Origin of the sequence: Oxynema aestuarii AP17, assembly GCF_012295525.1 — a bacterium.
GTDB classification, from domain to species: Bacteria; Cyanobacteriota; Cyanobacteriia; order Cyanobacteriales; family Laspinemataceae; genus Oxynema; species Oxynema aestuarii.
Window position 1 is genome coordinate 2,897,808 of the sequence record NZ_CP051167.1, and the last position, 24,582, is coordinate 2,922,389.

The 24,582-nt window shown below is 52.5% G+C and carries 14 protein-coding genes; 7 read left to right on the forward strand and 7 right to left on the reverse strand.

Annotation, left to right across the window (positions count from 1 at the left end):
- Positions 1–105: 105 nt before the first annotated feature.
- The 3 genes from HCG48_RS11880 to HCG48_RS11890 all read left to right on the forward strand — a co-directional run bounded on the left by HCG48_RS11880 (position 106) and on the right by HCG48_RS11890 (position 4,790).
- On the forward strand, positions 106–1,854 hold the full coding sequence (locus tag HCG48_RS11880) for a hypothetical protein (protein ID WP_375339340.1): 1,749 nt from the start codon (positions 106–108) through the stop codon (positions 1,852–1,854).
- A gap of 443 nt (positions 1,855–2,297) precedes the next feature.
- Positions 2,298–3,704 carry a NupC/NupG family nucleoside CNT transporter gene (locus HCG48_RS11885; protein ID WP_168569345.1) on the forward strand — a complete coding sequence of 469 codons (1,407 nt, stop codon included), beginning with the start codon at positions 2,298–2,300 and terminating at the stop codon, positions 3,702–3,704.
- Between the two features lie 99 nt (positions 3,705–3,803).
- The gene (locus tag HCG48_RS11890; RefSeq protein WP_168569346.1) at positions 3,804–4,790 is read left to right on the forward strand and encodes an ICP22 family protein; all 987 of its coding nucleotides are present in this window, start codon (positions 3,804–3,806) and stop codon (positions 4,788–4,790) included.
- Positions 4,791–4,933: 143 nt separating this feature from the next.
- Here HCG48_RS11890 and HCG48_RS11895 read toward each other — a convergent pair whose 3' ends face one another.
- The 3 genes from HCG48_RS11895 to HCG48_RS11905 all read right to left on the reverse strand — a co-directional run bounded on the left by HCG48_RS11895 (position 4,934) and on the right by HCG48_RS11905 (position 10,456).
- Positions 4,934–5,704, reverse strand: a complete 771-nt coding sequence (locus HCG48_RS11895; protein ID WP_168569347.1) for a circadian clock KaiB family protein — start codon at positions 5,702–5,704, stop codon at positions 4,934–4,936.
- A 147-nt stretch (positions 5,705–5,851) separates the two neighbouring features.
- Positions 5,852–7,147 carry a type IV pilus twitching motility protein PilT gene (locus HCG48_RS11900; RefSeq protein WP_168569348.1) on the reverse strand — a complete coding sequence of 432 codons (1,296 nt, stop codon included), beginning with the start codon at positions 7,145–7,147 and terminating at the stop codon, positions 5,852–5,854.
- Between the two features lie 849 nt (positions 7,148–7,996).
- Positions 7,997–10,456, reverse strand: coding sequence for a GH116 family glycosyl hydrolase (locus HCG48_RS11905; protein WP_168569349.1), 2,460 nt, complete (start codon positions 10,454–10,456; stop codon positions 7,997–7,999).
- Here HCG48_RS11905 and HCG48_RS25455 point away from each other — a divergent pair.
- Complete coding sequence (locus HCG48_RS25455) at positions 10,449–10,739, forward strand: hypothetical protein (RefSeq protein ID WP_210437222.1); 291 nt, start codon at positions 10,449–10,451, stop codon at positions 10,737–10,739. The genes HCG48_RS11905 and HCG48_RS25455 overlap by 8 nt on opposite strands.
- Before the next feature lie 146 nt (positions 10,740–10,885).
- Here the strand turns inward: HCG48_RS25455 and HCG48_RS11910 are convergent, their stop codons facing one another.
- Positions 10,886–11,719: a hypothetical protein gene (locus tag HCG48_RS11910; protein WP_168569350.1), complete on the reverse strand. Its 834-nt coding sequence runs from the start codon at positions 11,717–11,719 to the stop codon at positions 10,886–10,888.
- 268 nt (positions 11,720–11,987) lie between these two features.
- Positions 11,988–13,205, reverse strand: a complete 1,218-nt coding sequence (locus tag HCG48_RS11915; RefSeq protein ID WP_168569351.1) for a DUF3747 domain-containing protein — start codon at positions 13,203–13,205, stop codon at positions 11,988–11,990.
- A gap of 1,106 nt (positions 13,206–14,311) precedes the next feature.
- On the opposite strand from HCG48_RS11915, the gene infC reads away from it, so the two are divergent.
- The 3 genes from infC to HCG48_RS11930 all read left to right on the forward strand — a co-directional run bounded on the left by infC (position 14,312) and on the right by HCG48_RS11930 (position 19,109).
- Positions 14,312–14,842, forward strand: coding sequence for a translation initiation factor IF-3 (gene infC / locus HCG48_RS11920; protein ID WP_168569352.1), 531 nt, complete (start codon positions 14,312–14,314; stop codon positions 14,840–14,842).
- Positions 14,843–15,492: 650 nt separating this feature from the next.
- Positions 15,493–18,534: a HEAT repeat domain-containing protein gene (locus HCG48_RS11925; protein WP_168569353.1), complete on the forward strand. Its 3,042-nt coding sequence runs from the start codon at positions 15,493–15,495 to the stop codon at positions 18,532–18,534.
- 74 nt (positions 18,535–18,608) lie between these two features.
- Complete coding sequence (locus HCG48_RS11930) at positions 18,609–19,109, forward strand: Crp/Fnr family transcriptional regulator (protein WP_210437223.1); 501 nt, start codon at positions 18,609–18,611, stop codon at positions 19,107–19,109.
- A gap of 273 nt (positions 19,110–19,382) precedes the next feature.
- On the opposite strand, the gene HCG48_RS11935 is transcribed toward HCG48_RS11930, so the two are convergent.
- Positions 19,383–20,114 carry a rhomboid family intramembrane serine protease gene (locus HCG48_RS11935; protein ID WP_168569354.1) on the reverse strand — a complete coding sequence of 244 codons (732 nt, stop codon included), beginning with the start codon at positions 20,112–20,114 and terminating at the stop codon, positions 19,383–19,385.
- Between the two features lie 301 nt (positions 20,115–20,415).
- Positions 20,416–24,357, reverse strand: a complete 3,942-nt coding sequence (locus HCG48_RS26475) for an FG-GAP-like repeat-containing protein (protein WP_168569355.1) — start codon at positions 24,355–24,357, stop codon at positions 20,416–20,418.
- Positions 24,358–24,582: the final 225 nt, after the last annotated feature.

Below are 24,582 nucleotides of genomic sequence, written 5' to 3' on the forward strand. Positions count from 1 at the left end.
CGAGAGCGCGCCGTCGTGCCGTCAGCCGTGCATAGACTTTTCTTATGGAATCTGCTTGGAGATTTTAATCGTTAGATTACTTAGGAGTATTACTCAGTGTTTGGTATGAATTGGCGATCGCTCCGGTTGAGAGCGCTGCTCAAGTGCGGATTGGTCTTCGTATTAATCTTGGGTCTGTTCGGGTGCGGAGATCGCCTCGAAACCCCCACCCTTCCTGACGAAGCGCAAACCATCACCCTCCCGTCAACCCCGAGGGTCAGCGAAGTTTCGCCCCCAACAGAACTCCAAAAACTGCGACAAGTTCTCGACCGCTACCAACCCCAAGTCGAGATCTTGTCCCCCCAACCGGAACAAATCCTCGAAACGACCACGGTTCCGGTCAAATTGCAGGTACGCGATTTACCCCTGTTCAAAAATGCCGACCTCGATCTCGGTCCCCACTTAAACGTCATTCTCGACAACCAAACCTACACCCAGGTCTACAACCCCGACGAACCCCTCATCTTAAAAGACCTCACCCCGGGAACCCACACCTTGCGCGTCTTTGCAGTGCGACCCTGGGAAGAAAGCTTTAAAAATGAAGGCGCCTACGCGCAAACCACCTTCCACCTGTTCGCCAAAACCCAAGAACATTCTCCCAAACCCGACTTACCCCTACTCACTTACAACACCCCCCGAGGAAGCTACGGCGCCGAACCGATTCTCGTAGACTTTTACCTAACTAATGCTCCCTTACATTGGGTCGCCCGGGAACAGCCCGACGACGAGATCGCCGATTGGCGGATTCGGGTGACCGTCAACGGGGAAAGTTTCACCGTCGATCGCTGGGATCCCCTGTATCTCAAAGGATTTAAACCGGGACAAAACTGGGTGCAACTGGAATTTCTCGACGAAACAGGTAACCCCGTCGATAATCCCTTCAATAACACCGTAAGGGCGATCGCCTACCAACCGCGCGGTAAAGATCCCCTTTCGCGACTGATACGCGGCGATCTGTCCGCACAAGAGGCGATCGCGATTGTCGATCCGACCTACAACCCGCCCGAACCCAAAGCGACCCCCATTCCCCAACCCCAATCCAAGAAAAAAGAACCTCTTCTCCCCCTTCCCAAACCGGAAGAAATGCCCGTAGAAGTCGTTCCTGAAAGCGAACCGATCCCCATTCCCGAAGCCGTCGAACCCAGTCCCGCCAGCGAACCGACGGCGGAACCGACATTAGTTCCAGAAACTCCCGAACCCGCCGAACCCGCCGAACCCATTACAGAACCACAACCCGAGATCGATGAAGCGGAAACCGAAGCTGTAGAAACGCAAACAGAAACTACAGAACCCCCCGACACCCCGATCGCGCCCGAAAACCGAACCGAATCCGAAATCGAGCCGGAAGTGACGTCCTCGGACAGTAAAGAGTCCATTACTTCACGCTTTCAACACTTTTTCGATCGCTTCCGTCGTCCTGCGACTCCCGTTCCGTCCGTAGAACCGAGTTCTCCACCAACGGTAGAATCGGCACCTGCAGTTTCAGAACCAGACATCCCAGAAACGACGACCATTCCCCCGGTAGAACAGGAGACGGAATCACCGATCCAGGTCGAAAGCGAAACCGCTCAAGAAGCAGCAACCGAGAACACCTCCGAACCGGAGATAACTGAGGCGGAAACAGCCGAAACCGAGCCAAGCGAGCCGAGTGCGCCCGATGTCGAGCCTGTCGAATCCGGAACGGTTGACGCACAAGTAGCACAACCCGAATCGCAAGGGGTCGAATCGAGTCAAACGGCTGAACCCGAAACGGCGACCTCGGAGGAAGAAAGTGTCGAGACGGCGAAGGAGGTTGAAGCGAGGGATCCGTCTTAACTCGTGAGGGGTTGAATCTATAGTATTTTCCTCTGCTATGCAAGACATTTAGATCCCCCTAAATCCCCCTCGCCAGGTAGGGGTTTGGTTACCAAACTCCTACTTTCCTCGTTCCCCCCGAAATCCCCCCTTCGCCCCCCTTTCAAAGGGGGGTTGGGGGGATAGGGGGATCTGGCACTGTACCTCATCAGACGCCCGAGTGCTGTATCCCTAGAAGAGGAGTGAACTTAAAGGCGATCGCCGCCCCTCCAAAATCTTTGGGCTGGAAAACGGCAGCAAGGGCGAGAATTCACTCAATTGTCACCGATCGCCTCAATTTTCTATAAGTTTAAAGTTTAGATTGCGATCGCCGTGCCAGAAACGCGATCGATTATCGGTTACTGTTTTGATTGAATCCGCGTATTCGAGACGATTTGACTTAAATTGAGGGAAATAGCCATCCCATGAACCTTACTTTAAATTTAATTTCTTTTTTAGGAATATTCGGCCTGTGCTTTATTGCCTGGTTGGGTTCGGAAGATCGCCGCAGCGTCCCTTGGAAAGTCATTTTTTGGGGAGTCGGACTGCAACTGGCGATCGGATTATTTGTCTTCACCCTTCCCCAAGGACGAGATTTTATTGCCACCCTCAACGACGCCCTCAACGCCCTGATCGACGCTAGCGAAGCCGGGGCGCGCTTTCTGTTCGGCCCGTTGATGGTTCCCGATCGCCTGTTGAGCCCCGGACCGGGGGATGCGGGCCGTTGGATCGTGCGCGCCGTCGGTCAACCTTACGTTCCCGTTCCCGGCGATCGCCTCGGGGTCAACTTCCTCGACGTGGGCTATATTTTCGCCTTTAGAGCCTTACCTCAAGTCATCTTCTTTTCGGCGATCGTCGCCCTACTCTATCGCCTCAATATTATTCAACCGATCGTTAAAGTCTTTGCGATTGTCTTTCGCCGGATCTTGGGAATTAGCGGCGCCGAAGCCCTTTCCGGATCGGCGAATATTTTCGTCGGGATCGAATCGGCGATCGCCGTCAAACCCTTTCTCGCCGAAATGACCCGCAGCGAACTGTGCGCCATTCTCGCCAGTTGTTTCGGTTCGATCGCCTCTACCGTTCTCGGACTATATGCGGGATTGCTACGTCCCACCTTTCCCACGATTACAGGTCACCTGATGTCCGCGTCCTTGCTGACCATTCCCGCCTGTTTCGTGATTGCCAAAATCTTAGTCCCGGAAAAAGAACAACCCGTCACCCTCGGTCACATTCCCGAGGCCCCCACAGACGAAAACGAGAAAAAACCGGGAGTTATGGATAGTTTGATTGTCGGGGCTTTGGATGGGGTCAATATGGCGGTGGGGATTGCGGCGGTCATTATTGCCATTATCGGTTTAGTCGCCCTGCTCGATTCTTTATTTCAAGGCTTGAGTGGTTTACCCGGTCCGTTCGGCGCAGTCTTTAGTGTCGTCACCCTCGACAATATTTTTGGCGTGCTGTTCGTTCCCTTGACGTTTTTAACCGGAGTTTCTTTAGAGTGGAACGAACTGTGGCAATCTTCCGTATTGATCGGACAACGGGTTTTACAGACCTCGATTCCGCCGTATTTGAAGCTGGCGAGTTTATCGGCGAATGAGGCGATCGACGATCGCGCCATGCTCATTGTCAGTTATGTCTTATGCGGTTTTGCCCATATTCCGTCTTACGGCATCTTTGTCGGCGGATTGGCAAGTTTGGTCCCCGAACGACGCAGCGATATTAGTTCCTTGGGATGGAAATCTCTATGGGCCGCGACTTTAGCCACGTTGATGACGGGCTGCATCGCAGGTGTGTATTATTTTGGCGACAGTGCCGCCGTTTTAGGAAAATAGCGCTTTTCGACCCGGGCGATCGCCCGCTTCCCTTACTTTTTTCGATCGCCCAATCCACCGCAGTATCGATCGATCGCAATTCCGAGGAGGTTAATATTAATGACGTTTAAACGGCTATGGCCGATCGCCCTCGCCACGATCGCCGCAGGGGTCGCGATCCTGTTCGGTTCCTACGGTTCCGACGCTCACTTCGTTGCAGCGCAAGCGGTACACCCCCCCTATCTCGGCGCGATCGCGACCCGCATCGCTCAAGAAAATGGCGAGGAGGTTACCCCATCTCCAGAAACAGTTGAGGAGGCGTCACCGACTCCCGAACCTTCCCCGGAAACTCCAGAGGAAGACAACCCCGAAGCTTCCCCGACTCCGAACCCGTCTCCCGCATCGGAGGAATCGCCGACGGTAGAGGATTCTCCCTCGCCAACCGCTTCTCCCACTGAGGAACCGGAACCTGAGAGTTCGCCAACTCCGACCGCTTCGCCAACTCCGACCGAAGAACCGGAAGCTGAGAGTTCGCCAACTCCGACCGCCTCGCCAATTCCGACCGAAGAACCGGAAGCTGAGAGTTCGCCAACTCCGACCGCCTCGCCAACTCCGACCGCTTCGCCAACGCCGCAAAGCGCGCCGGAAAATCCAGTATTAATGCTCCCGTTGAACGAGCAAGCTTATCGAGATCGCGAGGAACGCTTTGAACTCGGGACGATCGCGGGTTACAAGATCGGCAGTGTCAACGGTTATCCCCTCGTCGAGTCCCCCGATGGCAACCTCGCGTATACGGTCGTCGTCCAGGAGAAACCTACGGTAGAACCGTTCGATCGCGCTCAATTGGCGGCGATCGCCGTTGAGATGTTCGAGAATGGAGAAGGATTTCAACTCGGACAACTGCTCGATTCTGCTCCCGAGGAACTGCTCGCCAATTGGACCGGACAATTAACCTTTAACAATCAAACCCAACCGATGCGCGGTTTTATTTTCGCCCGACAAAATTCGCAAGCGGTTTTCGTGGCTTTGATTTCGGCGACGGAAGGCGGGATGCCCGATCTCGACAGTGTTTTGGCGACGGTGATTCAAACCCTCAAGCCACTTTGACGTTTGGCAGGCGATCGCCTCGTAAATATCGAGCATTTATTGTACAAAATTAGGAAAGTATCTTGAGGATCGGTGCAGACTCGATCCTTTTTCATTGGAAATTTTCAATGTCGTTGCAACCGGGTTAAACCTATTTGAATGTTTCAATAATAACCAAGTACGCGGGCGATCGTGTTGGGATCTTCTAAATTTCCCACGATCCGGCGTACTGGAAGCGGCCATAGTTTAATTAACGTCGGCGTCGCCGAAATTTGCGAAAACTCTGCCTGTTCTGGATGTTTGTGAATGTCGATCACTTTGAGGGTATAGGGAACGCCGAGGGATTCTTCTAAAACTTGATAGAGGGTGTGCAAGCTTTTTTCCGTGGCGGTGGTACGACCGGACACGAACAAGCGCAATACGTAACCCTCGCTTCCTTCGGGACGGGTCGGATCGGTCCTGGCGATCGCCGATAGGTCGCTTTCGGGGAATTCCGGCGCCCGGGCGATCGGCGAATCGACCTGCAAGACTAAATCGTGATTTTCCCAGAGTTGGGGAAATCGTTCCCGATAACTCGCCACCACGATCGGATCGCACAGTTCCTCCGGACAGGATCCTTGAGACCAAACCACCTCGTGGGTTTCAAAAATCAGATTCAACAGCGATCGATACCGCCAAACCGGAGGGTAAGCGACTGCAGAACATTTGACAACTTGGGTATTGGGATCGAGCCATCGGTCGAAAGTTGCAGTATAACAAGGAACTAAAAAATGAGGGGGTTCGACCAGACCCAGCCATTCTTGTAGGGTGGCACATAAATTAACGTGCCACTGAGTTTTTTTACTCGGATCGATGCAGTAAACGAGATCTCCTCCTGGAGTAAATAATGCAATTCCTTTAAACAACGGAGGAGTGGGAGAAGTTTGATAATTCAACAATTCCAAATGGGGATAAACACTAACGGCGATCGCGCGATCGCGATCGATAAATCACGTTAAAGCAATCAGATAAAAACAGGCAAAAGTTAACCAAAAATCCGCTCGGTTGCTCCTCGAACTTTTGCCTGCTTCTCGCACTCGGCTTTAAATCCGACCGCGCAGCATTTGAGCCATTTCATTCGGGGTCGGCGATTGTTCGAGAGCGATTTCTTCGGTAATCCGACCTTCTTGATAGAGCTCGTAGAGAGAACGATTCATCGTAATCATGCCTTCATAAGTATCTTTCAACATGATTTGATGCATATCCTCATACTGCTCTTTCATGATATATTCTTTAATGACATCAGTATTGATCAAAATGTCATGGAAAGCCGCCCGTTTACCATCGGTGGTTTTACATAACAACTGAGCAATAATCGCGACGAGAATTTCTGAAATTGACGTGCGGATTGCAGGTTGTTCTTCGGCGGAAAACATATCGAGAATCCGGGTCAGGGTTTTAATAGCACTGTTCGTGTGCAAAGTTCCCATCACCAAGTGACCCGTGGAAGCCGCTTTAATAGCAATCCCGACAGTTTCTTTGTCCCGAATTTCGCCGACGAGAATCATGTCCGGGTCTTGTCGGAGAGCGCCTTTAAGGGCGTTAAAGAATTTCAACGTATGACGACCGACTTCGCGGTGTTTGATCAAAGAAACTCGACTTTTATGAACAAATTCGACCGGATCTTCAATGGTGATGATGTGATACGGGAAATTTTTGTTCATGTAGTCGATCATCGCCGCCATCGTGGTAGATTTCCCGGATCCGGTCGGCCCCGTGACTAAGATGAGCCCTTTGTGGTAGTGGCAAATCTTTTTAAAAACTTCGGGAAGTTTCAACTGTTCCATTGTCAGGATCTCCGCCGCAATCAAGCGCAAAACCATCGCCGGGCCGGCGAGGGAGTCGAAGGCGCTAATCCGGACGCGGACGAAGCCGAAGTCGAAGGCACCGTCAAAGTCGAGATTTTGTTGAAATTGTTGAATTTCTTCGTTGGACATGCACTCGCGCAGCCAACTCATGAAGGTAGGTAGATCGGTTTTCGGATATCCGGCTTCGGCAATGTCGCCGCGTTTGCGGAACCGAGGCAGTTCGTTGACGCCGACGTGGATGTCGGAAATTCCTTCTTCGTGAGCTTGTTTGACCAAGTCGAGCAGTTTGGGGTGTCCCGGACTCGGACCGCCAGAACTTTTAGGCGCCGAGGAGGCGGGAGGGGCGCTCGGTTGTGGGGCGGGGGGCGCGGGAGGGGCGCTTTGACGAGCTGCCGGGGGTGGCGGAATGTTTCCCGGCGCTGGGGGTTTGGGAGGGGGTGGAACCGCAGGACGACCCCCGGAATTTCCGGCGTTGGGACGTCCCGGTGGGGGTGGCGGGGGTGGAATGGACGGACGTTTGGATTGTGACATTTGACTTTCTTATGCGATCGGATAGCTATCAGATGCAACCAAATTTTTAGGGTTGGTTTTTGGGACACGGCGATTTGTGCGATCGCCTGTCGTGCGTTTTTGTGTTTAGACTCTTCCGAGAACCGAACCCGGCATAGCTCTCACGGAAAATCTTCGCTCTTGTTTGGAAGCCCTGTCGCTTCTTTAGCGCAGGGAGGAAAAACGAAACGGGCGGTTTTAACCGCCGTCCCCCTCGTCGGGGAGCGAAAAGAGGTGTACTTTTCCCTCGCTCCTGTTAGCCGGAGCCGCCTACCTTGCACGGCGTCATAGCGCCTCGCCAATGTTATCGGTCGGTACTTTCCAAACCGTACTGTCTTACCCCTCGTACGACGGTTTAACGGTTTGGTTCTAGAGCAGGGGACTGGCGCCGTATCCCAAGGGAGGAGCTTTAACGCTTACCGATAACGTAGCCCTTGAAGGGCTTAGGCTGGGTAGGGGCGTTTCGCGAAACGCCCCTACTAAAGGAGAGGCACGAAGCCCCGTCTCTTTAGAGCGGGGTGCTGATGTTTTGCAGTGCCTCAAGCCAAGGGGATCGACCTGCACGAGGATAAGGATTCTCTGATTTGAGTGTTGATGCTCGCCCAAAAAAGAGCGGTTGAAATTGGTTCGCTCTTTTTCGAGCTCCCACCCTAAATCGTTGAGAGGGGCAAGCCGTCGAGCAGACTGGCTCGATTTGGCTTCTGCGAACATTTTACCCACCTCTATCGAGACTCTAACTTTTGTCTTGAATTCGATCGCGATCGCCTTTGCCAAGCGACGATCGCCCCTAAAGGCGGTTGAGAGCGGCCAGAACTTGTCTTCCCCTCTCCTTTAACGGCGATCGAAGTCTGTTAAAACCCCATAAATCGCCCAAATCGCCATCGCCCGCAAGTAATGGCTGGCACGGAAGGTTCCCACGGCGGTAATCGCTTCTGGGGTGCGAAATTGCAAGCCGTTCTCGTAAATTTGACCGATAACGGTTTCGCTCAACCGAAAGGCTTCTTCTTTCATCCCCATTTGCAACAGAAAGGCGGCCAGACCAAAATTAATCCCGGTCCAGACTTCCAGGGGATGGGTGTCTTGGGGATTGACGGCGGACCCGTCCGGTCTGACCCCGTTCGCCGCGCCAAATTGGCCGTCGTGGAAGTTGAGAAAGCAAGAGCGATAGATGGTTTCTAAAGTGGTCCGAATCGATTCGACGGGAACGAGATCGTCGAGTCCGAGCAAGCGGGCGTAAAATTGACCGCACAGTTGGTCTGCCATGACCACATCGGAACCGCTTTCGCTGTCGAGGCGATAATATTCGCCGTTCCAGAGTGTTTCGCGATAGAGGGGACGGGCTTGCCCTAACCATTCCCGGTAGGTGGCGATCGCCGCCTCGATTTCGTCCGGTTCGCTCAGGGGCGATCGCCGCTCTTCGTAAATCGTGCCGCTAAAAATCCCGCGATCGTAGGGATGTTTCAATAATAGTTCCCCAATCGCGATCGCCGCTTCCAACGCCGCCAACCACAACCCGCCACAATACGCACTAATCCCGCGCAAGCGCCAATCGTCAAAGGTCTGATCCGGGGCGCCGCTATTTTCCGGGATGCCGTCGCCGTCGCGGTCGAACTGTTTCAAATACCGCAAAGCGCGCACGACTGACGGCCAGCAATCCCATAAAAACTCGAAATCACCCGCTCCAGTTAACTGAAAATCGCGATAGACCTGCAAGACAAAATCGCAGGCTAAATCCTTCCACAAATTGCAGTCTTGATAACTGGTGTAATTACTTTTCACCCAGGGATGCTCGTTCGGGGCGCCGAGATCGTGGGGGGTCGCGTCGGCAATTTTGCGAACGGCGTCGGCTTGGTTGTAGCCAATTTTGCGCGGGGTCTCGTCTGCGGTGGGAATGGCCCGGGCAAATGCCAAGAGGATCGATTTTTCTAACTCCGGCCACAACATCAACAATCCGAACGAACCGTACAGCCGCACGTCTAAACTTTCGTACCAGCGATAATCGATACATTCGAGAACGGCAAACTGCCCGCGCGGGTTCTGTTCGTCTTGGGCGGTCCAGAGGGTGCCACCGTCGGCGAGGAGGTACAACTCGTTAAATAAGGCCATTTTAAAGGCCGGGGATAAGTCGGGGCGATCGCCGATCGCCTCTTGCCAAGCGACGATGTTTTCCCGCCACATCTCGTAATGCTTGAGGGCGGTGCGAACCATACTCCACGAGCCGCGACCGTGACGACCGAAAAAGTCGGTATAGCGTCGATAGTAGCAAATATCGGGAGAAAACTCGGTAATTGGCAAATCCCACGCCAAGATAAACGGAATTTTCCTGGTTTTTCCCGGTCTGACTGTAAAGCGCACCGCGATCGCCACCCCGATCCGTTCGTCGGAACGGGCGGGCCGTTCGTCGGCGCAATCGTCGAGGGATCCGTCCCGGGCAAAACCTTCCCAGAGGTCGCTACCGTCCCCAACGGGGTTCCAGCGTCCGTGATGGAAGATTTCGACTACGGGACTGGTCACGGTGGCGATCGCCCATTCCCCCTCACCTTCTTGGGGTTCGTCTCCCGCCATCGGCCCGCCCATCACGTAACCGACACGGTGAAAATCTTCGATGTAGCGATTGAAATTGCCCTGACTTTCTCCCCAGCGCGATCGATAGTCGTAAACCGGACTGCCATCATCTCGCACTTTAATTTGCGGCGATTTAATCGCATTGGTGAACCAACCGACCGTATTTTGCCAGGTCAACAAGATGCTGAGGGTAATCGGTTCGTCGGTGGGATTGTGGGCGGTCCATTCAAAAACGGCGATCGGATAGCTGCATTCTTGATATTTTCCCGGCCAAATCGGCGAAAACTGCTCGCAAGTTAACTGGCTGTCAAATACTCCCTCATAAACAAACCAACTGCGCGGATAGAGGGCGTGATAGGTTCCCGTCGATTGCGCGGGGGTACTTTCGGGATACCACTGCCATGCGGATAAGGTGCCATCGTCCGGCGGCGCGGTCGCTAAGGCGTAAGCTTGACGACGATGGGCGCTTTCTTCGTAAACGGAAAATTGACAGGCGGGAAGGGATTGAAACAGGTGTTCGCCGCCGTCGAGATGCCAGAGGTTGAAGTCGCCACGAGGCGATCGCCCGATGCATCCGGCGCCAAAGCCGCCGAGGGGCATTCCATGCCACGGGCCATCGTCGAGATTGCTGGCATAGCGAACGGTGTACGGTTGGTCCCATCCCAAGCCGAGGGGACGAGTCCAGGTATAAGACGGGATTGCGGGGCGATTGTCTCGATTGCTCATTTGGCGATTGTATCGCGATCTCGGCGCGCGATCGCGATCGCGCGCCGAGACTTTTTGCCGTTCACGTTTCGAGGCGTTTTCGCAGCGATCGCCTCGTAGAACGATCGGAGTTGAAGGGCGGCGATCGATGGGACTCGATTGGGGTTGTAGGGTTTCCCGCTTGGGGCTTTTTTATGGCAATTCACAACATGAAATGCGGCGATCGAAGAATTATTTTTGCGAGAGTTTTTCGCCTTCGCGATCGCCCGCACGCCGATGTTTTTTATTTTATTTTAAAAAGTAAATTTAAAGGAAAATTAATGAAGAAACTAGCAACCCATAAACTGCAGGACTCATATCGATTAGGTTTGGCCAAGTTCGCGCGAAACCTTCGCCAAAACTGACTCAGTTCTGGGATAATCCATTGCCGATCGAGCGACGAAGACGCAATTAATGGCGATCGCCAGTATGAGAGCGGCGATCGGCATCAATTTGTTTGACTGCGCGAATTAAATGTTTCAATAAAGGTTTAATTTTTTCTTGATTGTCCGATTCGAGTCGTTCGACTTTTCGATCTAAAGTTTGGAGGCGATCGTCGGCGAGTGGAGAAGCGAAGGAATCGGCAGGGGTTTCTAAAAAAATAACGCGATCGCGCAAATCGTCTAAACCATTGGCGAGAGTTGCCAGATCTCCTTGTAGCCGTTCGACTTCCAGGGTTTCCGGATGGCTGGGATGGGATAAAACTTGTTCTCGGATGGCTTGAATTTCGCGATCGAAATTCGCTTGCATTTGGCTGAAATTCGCATCAGTTTGGTCGCGCAAGCGGACGATCGCCCGTCTGAGAATTGCCAATTCTTCCCGTAAACTTTCCGCTTTTAACGGATCGTTGTTGGCAATGCGAGCTTCTAATTCTGCTTGCATTTTAACGAGGGCTTCGCTAATGCGAACGGTCGTCCCTTCTAAATCGGCGACGCGCTCTTCTGGCGGTAATTTTTCCAAAGAAGCGTGCAGGGATTCGACGACGCGATGAATGTCGGCGATCGCGGCGCGATGCTGCTCGTTCATGTAATCTTCAAGACGATTGCGTTTGAGCAGATTAACACCGATCGCCAACGTCAGAGGAGTCGCCGCAAACAACACCTGACCGGACAATCCCGCGACAATCGAACCGACGGCGGATCCGATCAGGGTGGCGTATTCTGCCAACTCGATGCGATCGCGCCCGTTGAGTTGTTCGATCCAAGGATTGGATTGATGGTGGCGGTCAATTTTTTGAATAGTCATAGGGAAGCACAATCAAACAATTGGTCTCGAATCGATCGTAAGCGATCGCGTCGGGCGATCGCTACTGTTTTCATTTTTAGGCAATCAGAAAAATTCCGCAAAAATCCAGTCTTCTCCGACCCGATGCTCGCTCAAGTTCCCATGAAAATCGATCCTCTGCCATTAAAAGACTGGCCAACCGCATCGTTCGTTTCCGAATCGTCCCGGTTGACCAGTCGCAGAGGAGGAAATAAAGGCTCAAATTGTAAAAGGCTTTGCAAAAATATCCCTAACGTTTGACACAATTAATCATGCGTAACGTCGCTGCTGCCGCGTAGTTACGCAACGCAGGATTGTTCGGATAAAATCGGCTACCACTTTCGTTATACGCCGAAGCGACGTTGCAATAAGACGACATTTGACTGACGAGGGAATCAGCCCAGTGACCGGACGTATCCGAAAACTGCATGGTGGAAGTGGTCGATTCGAGAGTAGAACTCTGACCGCGCAGACTCTTGCCATATTCCGCCGCGCGACGTAAAACGGCCATCATTTCGGCGCGGGTGACGGGTTCGGAGGGGCGGAAACTGCCATCGCGGTAGCCACTGACGATATTGTTGTTCTTCGCCCATTGAATTTTGGCCGCACTCCAGCGCGAGGCTTCCACATCGTAGAAGGGACGAGTCGTCATACTGCTGGGGATAGAGATATTGGCGCCCTCAATATTTTGCAGGGCTTCGAGGACGAGGGAGACGAGTTGTTCGCGGGTGACGGAATTGAGAGGACGGAAGGTATTGTCTTCGCGGAACCCGGCGACGAAGCCCATGTTGACCGCTTCCTCGATTTCTCGGGCGTAGATATCGCCGCGAACGTCGGGGAAGGTGTATGTCGGCGTCGGGGTCGGCGTCGGGGTCGGCGTCGGTCTGCTTCCGGAGGATCCGATCGGTTGGGCGAGGGCGGTTAAGGATTGGTCGTTGGTGAAATAGACGTGCCCGAGGGTTTGACCTTGATAGGTACGCTTGGCAAAGCGCCAACCGGGATCCAGTTGAATTTTGGCAAAGCCGGTAGTGGTGCCATTGGTGCGTCCGATGACCATTTCTTGGCGATCGAAATCGTCCACGGCGACGAGAAGTATGTCGCCGCCGCGTTTGACGACGCGCAGGGCGTAGCGAATGCCTACGTCTTGACCGCCGACCCGGACGGAATAGCCGTTGGCGTCGGTGCCGCGACCGCAAATTCCGGTAAAGTCGAAGTTGATTAGGAGGGGATTGACGATCGTGGGGTTGTCGCCGCTTTCACTCCAGCAGGAGCGCGCGTCGGAGATTTGCTCGATCACTAAGAGTTTGTGCGCTCTACCGCCCATGAAGGGTTGGGCGACGGCGATAAAGCGGTTTTGTTGGACTTCTCTTTGTCCGAACGTTGCCGCTACGGAGGGGGCAATGGGGGCGATCGCCGAAAGAGTGGCCGTTGCTAAAGCAGCAATTTTAAGACGAAGTGAAGTTTTCATAATCTTGGGTAGACCTGCTGTAGTGGATAAATGCTTCCTGGCATGTTTTTATTTTGGGGAACGATTGGCAAAAAACCCGAGAACGTTGTTAGGGTTTGGCAACTGTCCTGTAGGGGACTTTACCAGGACAAAAGCGAGAAAATCTAGCTTGATGGGTCACAAAGCTATTAAAAATCTATAAAGAGTATCGACTTCGGGGAAGACGGCGCGGGGGAGTGACACGCACTCGCACGGGTTGGGTACTCGTCCAGTTGTGCAACTGTCTGTGATGACCGGTGGGGACGGGGGAGGATCCCGGGCGATCGCTTCCCTAGGGGGCCGCTAGGGCAGCCGATCGCCATTCGCCCGAGGGAAAGTTGGGACTGGAGATGGCAGTTACCGATCGTGGCGTTGCGGTAAACTTGGGGTAAACTTAAAATCCTTCCATTACAGAACTCGAACGATCTGATGCGGTACAGTGCCGATCCCCCTATCCCCCCTTCGCCCCCCTTTCAAAGGGGGATTTCGGGGGGAACGAGGAAAGTCCCCTTTTTTAAGGGGGATTTAGGGGCATCTAAATCTCTTGCAGAGCAGAGGAAAATGCTGTATGCGTTCGTCACTCTTTCGGAAACAATGCTAAAAATTTCAATAGCAGCAATAAACGAAGGGGCCCGATTTTTGACTGGTGACCCTCAATCTGGGAAAGCGGGAGGGAAGGCTGGACTGTGACGAGTGGCGTTAGTGCGCTCGGATCGAGTCATTCGGATCTTGAGATTTAAGGATTAGAATTGTAGGAGAATGCGGGACGACCACCTGCACGGCAGGGGCGATCGTTCCCCGAGGGCGATCGCGCAGTTCTGATTTTGAACAATGGCGTGCTGCGTTCCAATTCTCCCAAATCCTTTACGAACCGAACTTCCTAAACGGCTATTGGCACTCAAACATCTGTGCTTAAAACCATGAATCTATAAATCTACTGCCAGTCGGTGACGCCTCCTCAAGGCGTTGAGATTTTTTCCGTTACAAATTTTGACCGTTAATTGTGCAAAGGCGATCGACTCGACCTATGTACAATCGGTACAGACCCTAACCTGTTAACGAACAGCTTTCATAATCACTAAACGCCTGTGATTGACAAAAGACACTACAATCGGGACGTCCCCCAAATCAACGAAAGAATTCGGTTTCCCAAGATTCGCGCGATCGATACCGACGGAAGCCAAATGGGGATTATAACGCCGCAAGAGGCGCTACGAATTGCCCAAGAAAAAGAATTGGACTTGGTGTTGGTCAGCGATAAAGCCGATCCCCCCGTTTGCCGAATCATGGATTATGGCAAATACAAGTTCGAGCAAGAGAAAAAGAGGAAAGAGGCTAAGAGAAAGCAGCACGCGGCTGAAGTTAAAGAAGTGAAGATGCGCTACAAGATTGAGGAACACGATTACAACGTGCGTCTTTCTCAAGCGCAGCGCTTCCTCAAATCTGGGGATAAGGTGAAAGCCACGGTGATGTTCCGAGGTCGGGAGATTCAACATAGCGACTTGGCAGAAACGTTGCTCAATCGCATGGCGACTGACTTAAAAGAATTGGCCGAGGTTCAGCAAGGCCCCAAACGAGAGGGTCGCAGCATGATGATGTTGCTGTCTCCGAAGAAGTAAGGTCGGGTAAAGCCGGGTAAAGCCGGAAGCGAAGGCGGACGATCGCGGTCGGGACTGGCGCCAGGAGCCGATCGCGATCGCCGCCGTTTCCGAGGATCGAAATTGCAGGGGTCGAGGGTTTGCAGGGATCTCCAAGTTTTCTTGTGGGGGTCTCTTGTCCGATGGCGATCGCCCGGTGGCGTAGGGCGGCTGGAGTCGCGACCTGTATCGGCGGGATCGGTCGTGAATATGCATTTGCCAACGGATAAGGTTATGGTGGAGTCAAGTGACCGGAGCCAGGAGGCGATCGGAAACGTAGAACTGAACTGGCAAAGCTTGTAGGAATCGCAGAACAAGAAAAAGTGTTAAGAACGGCTCGAACACGGCCAACAACTTATTAAACTCTTTAACAGTCATCCGCTTACTCGGATGTTGAATTTACCGCCAGATGCAGGTTACTCGAAATCGTGACCTCAAGAAGATCGGTAGTTTATCGGAACCAGGGAGATTGAGGGAGCTATAAAACCCCATCCTCAAAAACGAGCGAGTCGTCCAGACGAGCAATGTTTGAGGGCGGGGATACAGGAATTAAGTGGGGAAGGGTGTCAATGCGATCGGCCTGATTTCGCATTCGATCGGGGACAATCTACACGAGGATAAACCGTCGCTGCATGGAACTTAAAGATCGGCAGTCAACCAAGAGTCGAGTCGCTCAAGGCTTGCTTCAATGGGTCAATCTCCGCCCGGAAGAAGGAGAGCGAACGTGGCTGATGTTTGCGTTTTATACCTTAACTTCAGTCGGACTGCTGTGGTTGGAAGCGAGTACGGTCGGTTTGTTCCTCGACGAATACGGGGCCAGTTCCCTGCCGTGGATTTATATTGCCGGGGCGGCGATCGGCAGTAGTTTGGGCTTTTTGTATTCTTGGTTACAGAAAATTTTGCCGTTGCGGCGGGCGATCGTGGCGATCGCCTGTTTGATGGCCGCCCCGTTACTCTTATTTCGCGTCGGATTAGCCGTGGCGGCGGTCGCCAGCATCACCGTTTTCCTGATGCGCTTGTGGATGGATGCGTCTTACGTCCTCAACGACCTCAACACCTCGATTACCGCCAACCAACTCTTTAACATCCGCGAAATCAAGCGGACTTACCCAATTATCAGTAGCGGGATTTTACTCGCCGACGTGATCAGTGGTTTTTCACTCCCCGCGCTGATCGAATTTGTCGGCTTAAAAAACGTCACCTTGATGTCCTGTGCGATGATGGGATTGGGGGCGTTTATTCTGTTTTATCTGAGTCAGTCTTACCAACAAGCTTTTCCCGACGCTCCCCGGCGACGCCTACAGGAAAACCAACAAGATTACACCAACAGGCGCTTGGCCGGACCGTTAAAACAATATGCGATTCCTTTATTTGCCTTTTTTATTCTGGCGGAAGCTCTATATTTATTAGTTGATTTTCAATTTTTAAGCGAACTGGAACAACAAGCCCCAGAAGGTCAAAGCTTGGCGATCGGGATTGCCAGCTTTCTCGGACTATTTAACGGGGTTTTGGGAATTTTTGAATTGGCGATGCAGTGGTTTGTCTCCAGTCGGTTGATCGAACGGGTGGGGGTGTTTGCGGCGGCGATGATTTTGCCCGGATGCTTGTGCGCGATCGGTTTAGTTTCGCTGACTCAACTGCTGCCCTTTTTCTGGGGTCTCGTCGCCCTCAAATTTATCGAAGAACTGCTGCAATATACCCTGATTGAAGGGACCGGTCCGGTATTGTTTCAACCCTTACCCGACAGCATTCGCAGTAACATCCAGGCGATGGTCAACGGCATTGCCGAGCCGATTTCGACCGGGGTAGCGGGTCTGATGATTTTAACCACGATCGCGTTGTGTAACTTTTTCTTGCCCGACGCCAGCGCCCAAGAACAGACGGACATTCAAGGATTGTTTTTCGTACTGGCGATCGTGCTGTTGGGTTTGGGCTGGTTGTTCGTGGTTTGGATTTTGCGATCGCGCTACTTGGGTTTGCTCGTCTCCAGTGCCGAACGCGGACGCTTTGGGGTCTCTGACGTCGATATGCGCGCCTTCAAACGCACGATCGTCGAAACCCTCGAACAAAGCGGTCGGGAAGAAGACAAGCGATCGTGTATCGAACTGCTCACCCAAATCGACCCGGAAAACGTCGGCGACGTTCTCGCACCCCTGCTGGTCAATCTCACCCCCGCCTTACAACGGCAAAGCCTGGAAGAAATGCTCAGGCGACCCAATCCGACGTATAAAAACTACGTCGAACAGCTCGTCGAACGCCCGTCTTCCACAGAAGTGTTGGCCCTGGCGTTGCGCTATATCTGGCTGACCGAAGCGGACCTCGATATCGAAACCTTACGCCCCTATCTCGATTCGGCAGTGGATCCGGTCGTGCGCGGGACGGCGGCTTCGCTGATCATGCGCCGGGGCAACCGCGAACAAAAAGCCGAAGCGACGAATACCTTGCGGCGAATGCTCACGAATAAAGACGAGCAGGAACGGATTATGGGCTGTCGCGCCCTCGGAGAAGCGGATTACTTGCAGGGATTGCGGCTGTACATTCCCAATTTGCTCCAGGACGAATCGTTGCGAGTGCGCTGCGCCCTGTTAGAGGTGATTGCGGCGACCCGGTTTGAGGAATATTACCCGTCGTTGCTGCGCGGTTTGTATTATAAGTCCACGCGAGATTCGGCGATGCGGGCGTTGGTGCGTTTGGATAACGAGATTATCGATCGCCTCGTGGCGTTGGCAGAGGACATTCACAAGCCCGATTTAGTGCGAATGCACGCTTGGATGGCCTTGGGACAGATCGGGACCATCGAAGCTCTCGATTCGCTGATCGGTCATTTGATCGCCAGTTGGGGGACGACGCGGCGCAATATTTTGCGAATTTTATTGAAAATGCCCAGAGAATCGGGAATTGAGGGGGTTCTCGATCGCCTCGGACGCAGTGGGGTCGAAATGCTGATCGACCAAGAGTTAATGTTTATGGGTCAAATTTATGCGACCCTCAACGATTTGACCAAAGACCGGGTGCGCGGACGGGAAGCGAAGTTGTTACGCAGTGCCTTGCACGATTTGATTGCCGACGCGATCGATCGCCTGTTTTTGTTGATGAAGTTTCTTTATCCTTTCGGTTCGATTCAGGCGGCAGCGTTCAATCTTAAGTCTGGCGTGCGATCGAATATGGCCAGAGGGCTCGAAATCTTGGATAATACCCTGGATATCCCCAGCAAACGTATTGTCCTGTCGGTTTTAGACCGCCACTCGGATCTGGAGAAGTTGCAAACACTTTCCGACTTGTTTGCTTATGAAACAATGTCGCCGAGCGATCGCCTGCGTCGCTTGGTGGAATATCGTTATTTCTTATCCGACTGGCCGTTAGCCTGTTGTTTCCATCTCGCTCGTGCCTCTCGTTGGAGTTTGACCGCCGAACAAACCCTCGCCTGTTTGCGCCATCCGAAAGGTTTTGTTCGCGAAGCGGTACTGGCTTATCTGCGAGTCGCTTCGCCACGGGCTTTGGCCGAATTGCTGCCGATGATGATCGACGATCCCGATCGCCTCGTCGCCGCACAAGTGAAGCAGATGATGGCAGAATTGGGTCTGAGCGATACTCATTCCCGTCCTCGAACGGCTCCCAGTCGCCAGCCGAATTTGCCGAACTATCGCGGAATCGCGGGATTTGAGGCCACGTGACACCCTCCCGACACCGAGCTGGCGGGTACTGGAGTGTTGCTTAGTTTTTACTTTTTTTACGTTTTGTTGTCGTAATGCTCACCAGTGTTGACCGCTTATTATTTGTCAGGGCCGTTCCGATTTTTAAGGAACTACGGGATGATTTTCTCGTCCGGCTGGCTTCGGTCATGGACGAACTTTCTTTTCCGGCAAAACATACGATTTTTACCGAAGGTCAGGAGGGGCGATCGCTCTATATTGTGGTGAAAGGACGGGTGCGGGTTCACATCGGCAACCGCGATTTAGCACAATTGGAAAAAGGCGCCTGTTTCGGCGAAATGTCGTTGTTTGATGCGGAACCGCGTTCGGCTTCGGTGTCCACCCTCGATGCGTGCGATTGTTTGGTGCTGACCCAACAGCAACTCTACGACGCGATCGATGAAACGCCGGGGATTGCTATTAATATTATTCGCTTGCTCTCCCGTCGCATTCGCGAACTCAATCGCGCTAATTCCGCACAACAATCGTCTTCTGCTCAAGGATCTGCCAGTCAAAGTACTGCCCGCAATCTCGATAGTAATGCGGTCGGGGGTTAAAGAAATTATCGATGGTTTTGATGATTTTTATAGCCTAGTTTGAAAAACAATTTTAGGTTGAAATTCTAGGGTAGATATAAGAGACTGTTTATCAAGAAAATATCAAAAAATCTAGTAGGGGTTTGGCTTCTAAACTCTAGGGAAGTAGGGGTTTGGAAGCCAAATCACTACACGACACAATAGAATAGCTGTTAATGTTTATTCTATAAACAGTCTCTAAGGGCGATCGCCTCCACCCAATCCCAGCGACGCGATCGCGTATAATTAATAGTTTTAATAAATCGCAGTTTTCGGCTTAAACCTTACGAAAAAGGGGATCGATCCCGCACCGATGGCCATTCCCAGTCCGTGTAACCAATATCCCGTACTACTCGGATTGATATTCGCGTAAAGTCCTCCGAGTTCTCCTATTCCGTAAAAGATCTGCTGGACGAACCACCATAAACTATAGAAAAAGGCAGGAACTTCGACAGGAATAAAAACAATAATTAACGGTAAAAGACTGTCAATTTTTGCTTTGGGAAAGTTGAGTAAATAAGCCCCTAAAATTGCGGCGATCGCCCCATTAGCGCCAATCAAAAAAGCAGACAAACTCGGTTCGGCGATCGCCTGTCCGATCCCGGACAAAATCCCACAGAGTAAATAAAAACCAAAGTAAGTAAAATGGCCTAAAATATCTTCGACTTTGCGACCAAAGACCCATAAAAATAATAAATTTCCCAAAATTTGACTAAAACTCCCGTGCAGAAACATTGCCGACAAGAGCGAACCGCCTCCCATAGCCAATAAGGCGACCCAAGCGGCGGGATTTTGGCTCGCGATCGCATCGTTGGCCATGGAAGTCAAGCGTGCGGGAACGAGCGCCCAAGTGTTGAGAAAGTCGGTGAGTTCACCACGAGCATCTAAGTGCAGTTCGATAATAAAAATGGCAATATTTAAAGCAATTAAAATAGTCGTCGCGATCGGAGGCGATCGTTGGGGTAAATTATCGTCAATGGGAATCATGGGATTTTAAATTTTAGATTGTAAATTGTACAATTATAGCAATTCTATTTGAGTGGTGATATGTATTGAAGGCTGTCAGTTCTGTTGTTACGATCTTGAATCTCGCCCGCGTTGTTTGACCTATTGTTTTAAAGGTTGTTCCCTTAAAAAAGTCCCCAAAGAAGAGCGCTCAAAAAAAGACAAAGGTAAAGACGCGATCGCTCGCGCCATTACCTTCCAATATAAAATAGGACATCTGCAACGGAATTGAAGAAAGTCGAATCGTCATCCGGGCGATCGCCCCTCTTCAAACAGGGGAAACTTAAAACGAGTCAGAAGTTTCGATAAGGGTGAAATCAGCCGCCGACAAATTGACGACGCCGATTAAGGTCGCCAAGACTTCATCTTGGAATTGAATCAGAGTTACCGTTCCCGTTTCGCTCAGATCCAGTTGCGCGAAAGTTAAGCCTCCCGCGAGGGCGATCGCATCCGTACCCGAGACAAAATCGGCGATCGCGTCCGTACCCGCCCCCGCCTGCAAGACAAAGCGATCGTTTCCTTCACCGCCAATCAAGGTGTCGTCACCCAAATCGCCCCAGAGGAGATCGTCGCCATCGCCGCCACCGACGACATCGTTATCTTTGCCACCGTGCAGGGTATCGTTACCATCCCCGCCGCAGAGCCGATCTTCCCCTTCATTACCGTTGAGGAAATCATCCCCCGCGCCACCGCCGAGGACATCTTTCTCCCCTACAGAACCAATCGGACGGTCACTACCGAGTCCGCCAAAGATCGTATCGTTGCCATCCGAACCACACAGGCGATCGTTTCCTTCGTCCCCCATTAGCCAGTCATCTCCGCCATTGCTTTGGATGAGATCGTCATTTTCAGCACCGCGTAGGGTATCGTTACCTTCACCACCGGATAGGGAGTCATTCCCCCCATCGCCATTGAGGAAATCGTCCCCCGCACCACCAAACAGTAAGTCTTCTCCGGAGACATCTCGAACATCTGGGTTGCTGGTGCCACCCCATAAACTATCGTTGCCCAAATCTCCCATTAAAGTATCGCTGCCGAGATCGCCCCAGATACAGTCATCATCTTTACCGCCGTGGGCGATATCGTTATCTTTGCCGCCGCAAAGGGTATCGTTGCCCTCGCATCCTTGAAGGATGTCATTCCCTCGGTTGGCGTGAATGAGATCGCGATCGCCCAGGGATCCCACAGGAATGGGACTGCCATTGCCAGCGAGAAGCGTATCGGAACTTTCCAAACCTTGGAGGAAATCATTACCGCGACCGCCAAGCAGGTAATTGTTACTTTCCGTGCCAATTAAGGTGTCGTCGCCAGCATTATTACTAGGAACTTGAGGGTTACCAAAGCAGACTGCTGGAATTTCGGGAAGGGGAGGACAAGTACAGTCTAAATGAAACTCTGGCAAGGGAAGTTGTACTGCTTCCGGGGTACTGTTCGTGTTTAGAGAACGTTGTTCTAGAGGAACACTCGGACAGTAAGGTAATTGAGGAGCGATCGCCTCCCATCCTCCACCACCCGTGTTCGTCGTGCCGCCACCCGTGGTCGTCGTATCTCCACCCGTGGTCGTCGTGCCGCCACCCGTGGTCGTCGTATCTCCACCCGTGTTCGTCGTGCCGCCACCCGTGGTCGTCGTGCCGCCACCCGTGGTCGTCGTGTCTCCACCCGTGTTCGTCGTGCCGCCACCCGTGGTCGTCGTATCTCCACCCGTGTTCGTCGTGCCGCCACCCGTGGTCGTCGTATCTCCACCCGTGGTCGTCGTGTCTCCACCCGTGGTCGTCGTGCCGCCACCCGTGGTCGTCGTGTCTCCACCCGTGGTCGTCGTGCCGCCACCCGTGGTCGTCGTGTCTCCAGACTGTCCCGAGTCAGTCACTTGAGCGCCGATCGCAAAATCAAACAGATCTTCGTCGGCGTCGTTACTTTCAAACGAGAGCGTACCGTCAAAACTGCCAGCAGCAATAGCATCCAATTGAATTTGTAAGCTGCCCGAAGTTCCCGGCGCAATTGTAGATGGCAAGGTTCCAACGATGCTGAATCCCTCTGGGAGATTGAGATTGCTGAGATTGAGGTCGGCATTGCCCGTATTGGCGATTGTCAGCGTCTTGCTGAGAGGCGTACCCACGGGAGTGCTGCCCCAGTCCAAAATCGTTGTCGTGCCGTCCTCGATCTCCGTCGTGCCGTCGTTGACTTCAATTTCTGGTTCTTTAACCTCGATTTCTGAGGAGTCGTTGTCTGCGATCGCGATCTCAGCCGTATTGTCCGTGGTGTTGACGGTGTAGTTGCTGCCTGCTTCTAGCTGGATTTCGACCGTTTCCCCGTCGGTTTCGACCTCGTTATCGTCGATCGGAACTACGGTTAACGTGGCGTTAGTGGCTCCGGCGGCGATCGTGAAACTCGTAGCCGTCACCTCGGTGATATTGTTTCCCGCACTCAAGTTGTAGTCGTCGGCTTTCGTTGCGGTACCCGCGACATTGAAGTTGACGGTCAAGCCCCCAGTGGGTGCCGCTCGGTCTAAAGTAATGTCGAAGGTGCCCTCCGTTGACTCAGTTTCGTCTGCATTGGTATCTGGAGCGATCGAAATAACCGGAGTGCTAGGAGTTGGACTCACAGGAGTCGTATTTAAAAAAACCCCAACGTAAAATGAGTAAACCTCAGACACATTCCCATCATATACAGCGTTCACTGCCGCTAAATCTGGCTGACCATCACCGTTAAAATCACCCACGGCAAGAGAGCGTGGAGACTTGACTGCTTGATACGTGTTCGCAGCACCGAATACACCATTGGCGCTTTGCAAAAGTAGGGCAATTTTGTAGTCCCAAGAACATCCAACTGCTAAATCAAGCTTGCCATCTCCATCGAAATCCGCGATCGCTACACTGGTAGGGGAACTAATCCCTATCTCATCGATCGTCTGAGGGTTAAAGTTACCCGTACCGTCTCCTAACAGTACCGAAACACCATTATTGCTTGTAGTCGTTACGGCTAAATCACTGTTCCCATCGTCGTTTAAATCGGCTACTGCAACGCAACTTGCCCCATCTCCTACCCCATAGGCGATCGGAGAATCGAAGCTGCCAGTGCCGTTCCCCAAGAGTACGGCAACTTTGCCATCCCGATAGTTGGCCACAGCCAAATCAGCGTTGTTATCACCGTTGAAGTCTCCCACGGCTAAAGAGGCATCAGACCCATTGCCCACCTGATAGGTTGTCTCAAGGCTGAAACTGCCCGCCCCGTTTCCCAACAAGATCGCAACTTGGTCATCGATAGAACTTCCCATAGGCCAAGAAGAATTGGCCACAGCCAAATCGACTTTGCCATCGCTGTTGAAGTCCCCCACGGCTACGGAACGAGGAGGTTTACTGCCTACCTCATAAGTCATTTCAGGGTTGAAACTGCCATTCCCATCGCCCAAAAGGACTGAAACTTTGGTATCGGAAGAATTAGCCACAACCACATCAGCTTTTCCATCCCCGTTGAAATCTTCCACTGCTAACGAGTGTGGGGCATCTCCTACCGAAAATTTTGTTTGAGGGCTAAAGCTGCCGTTGTCATTGGCTAACAGGATCGAAATTGTGTCGTCTCCGGAGTTGGCTACGGCCAAGTCCAGATGGTTGTCGCCGTTGAAGTCTCCCAACGCTACAAAATAGGGCGTATTTCCCACTTTATAAAGGCTTGGACTGTCAAAGGTGACTTCGAGGAGGGCGGGGTAGGCGGCCATTGCGGGGGCAGAGAAGGCTTTTTGCGCTCCTATTTTTCCGGCAATGGCGTCTAAGTCCCAGTGTCCGCCTCGTTTGCGATTCCCGACTGGGGAGCTAGATGCAGCGATATTGGCGCCTGTTAAATGGTGTAATTTCTCGATGAAGGTTCGCCCGATTTCTCCGGCAGCGATATTGCAGCCGTAGAGGAGGACGGAAAATTGAGGATCGTTAAGGGAGAGTTGATAAAAGCTGTTGAATAAGCTGGCGTAGCGGTCGAAATGATTACCGTTAATACTGATATTGCCCAAATGTAGGGTGCCGGGGGAACCGTGACTGATGAGGTGAACGGCTTTGGTATGGGGGCGATCGCGCAGCGCTGCCGCGATTTGTTCTAGGGGATCCCCAACGGGGTCGAGGATAATGAGTTCTATTCCTTTTTTTATCCCCGCCGCGAGGAGTTCCCAGGCGGGAAGGTTCGGGTCGATTAAGGCAATTTCATTTTGAGGATGTCGAGCTTCGATGACTTTCATTTTTCAAGCCCTCCGCACAATCCGAGCCAACTTTAGTGGCTCTCCCGGATTGGCGGCGACCGTCGAAAGGCATCAAAACGAATTTTCAAGGGTTTGGTGCTTTCTCTGTTCGGAACTTTAGAAGCGGTTACGTCGGTCGAGGAGGCTGGACGTGCGAGCCAGAGGCTAAGTCTACCGAGTTTCAGTTGTTTCAGATCTCCTGATTTAAGTAACCGATCGCCCCTG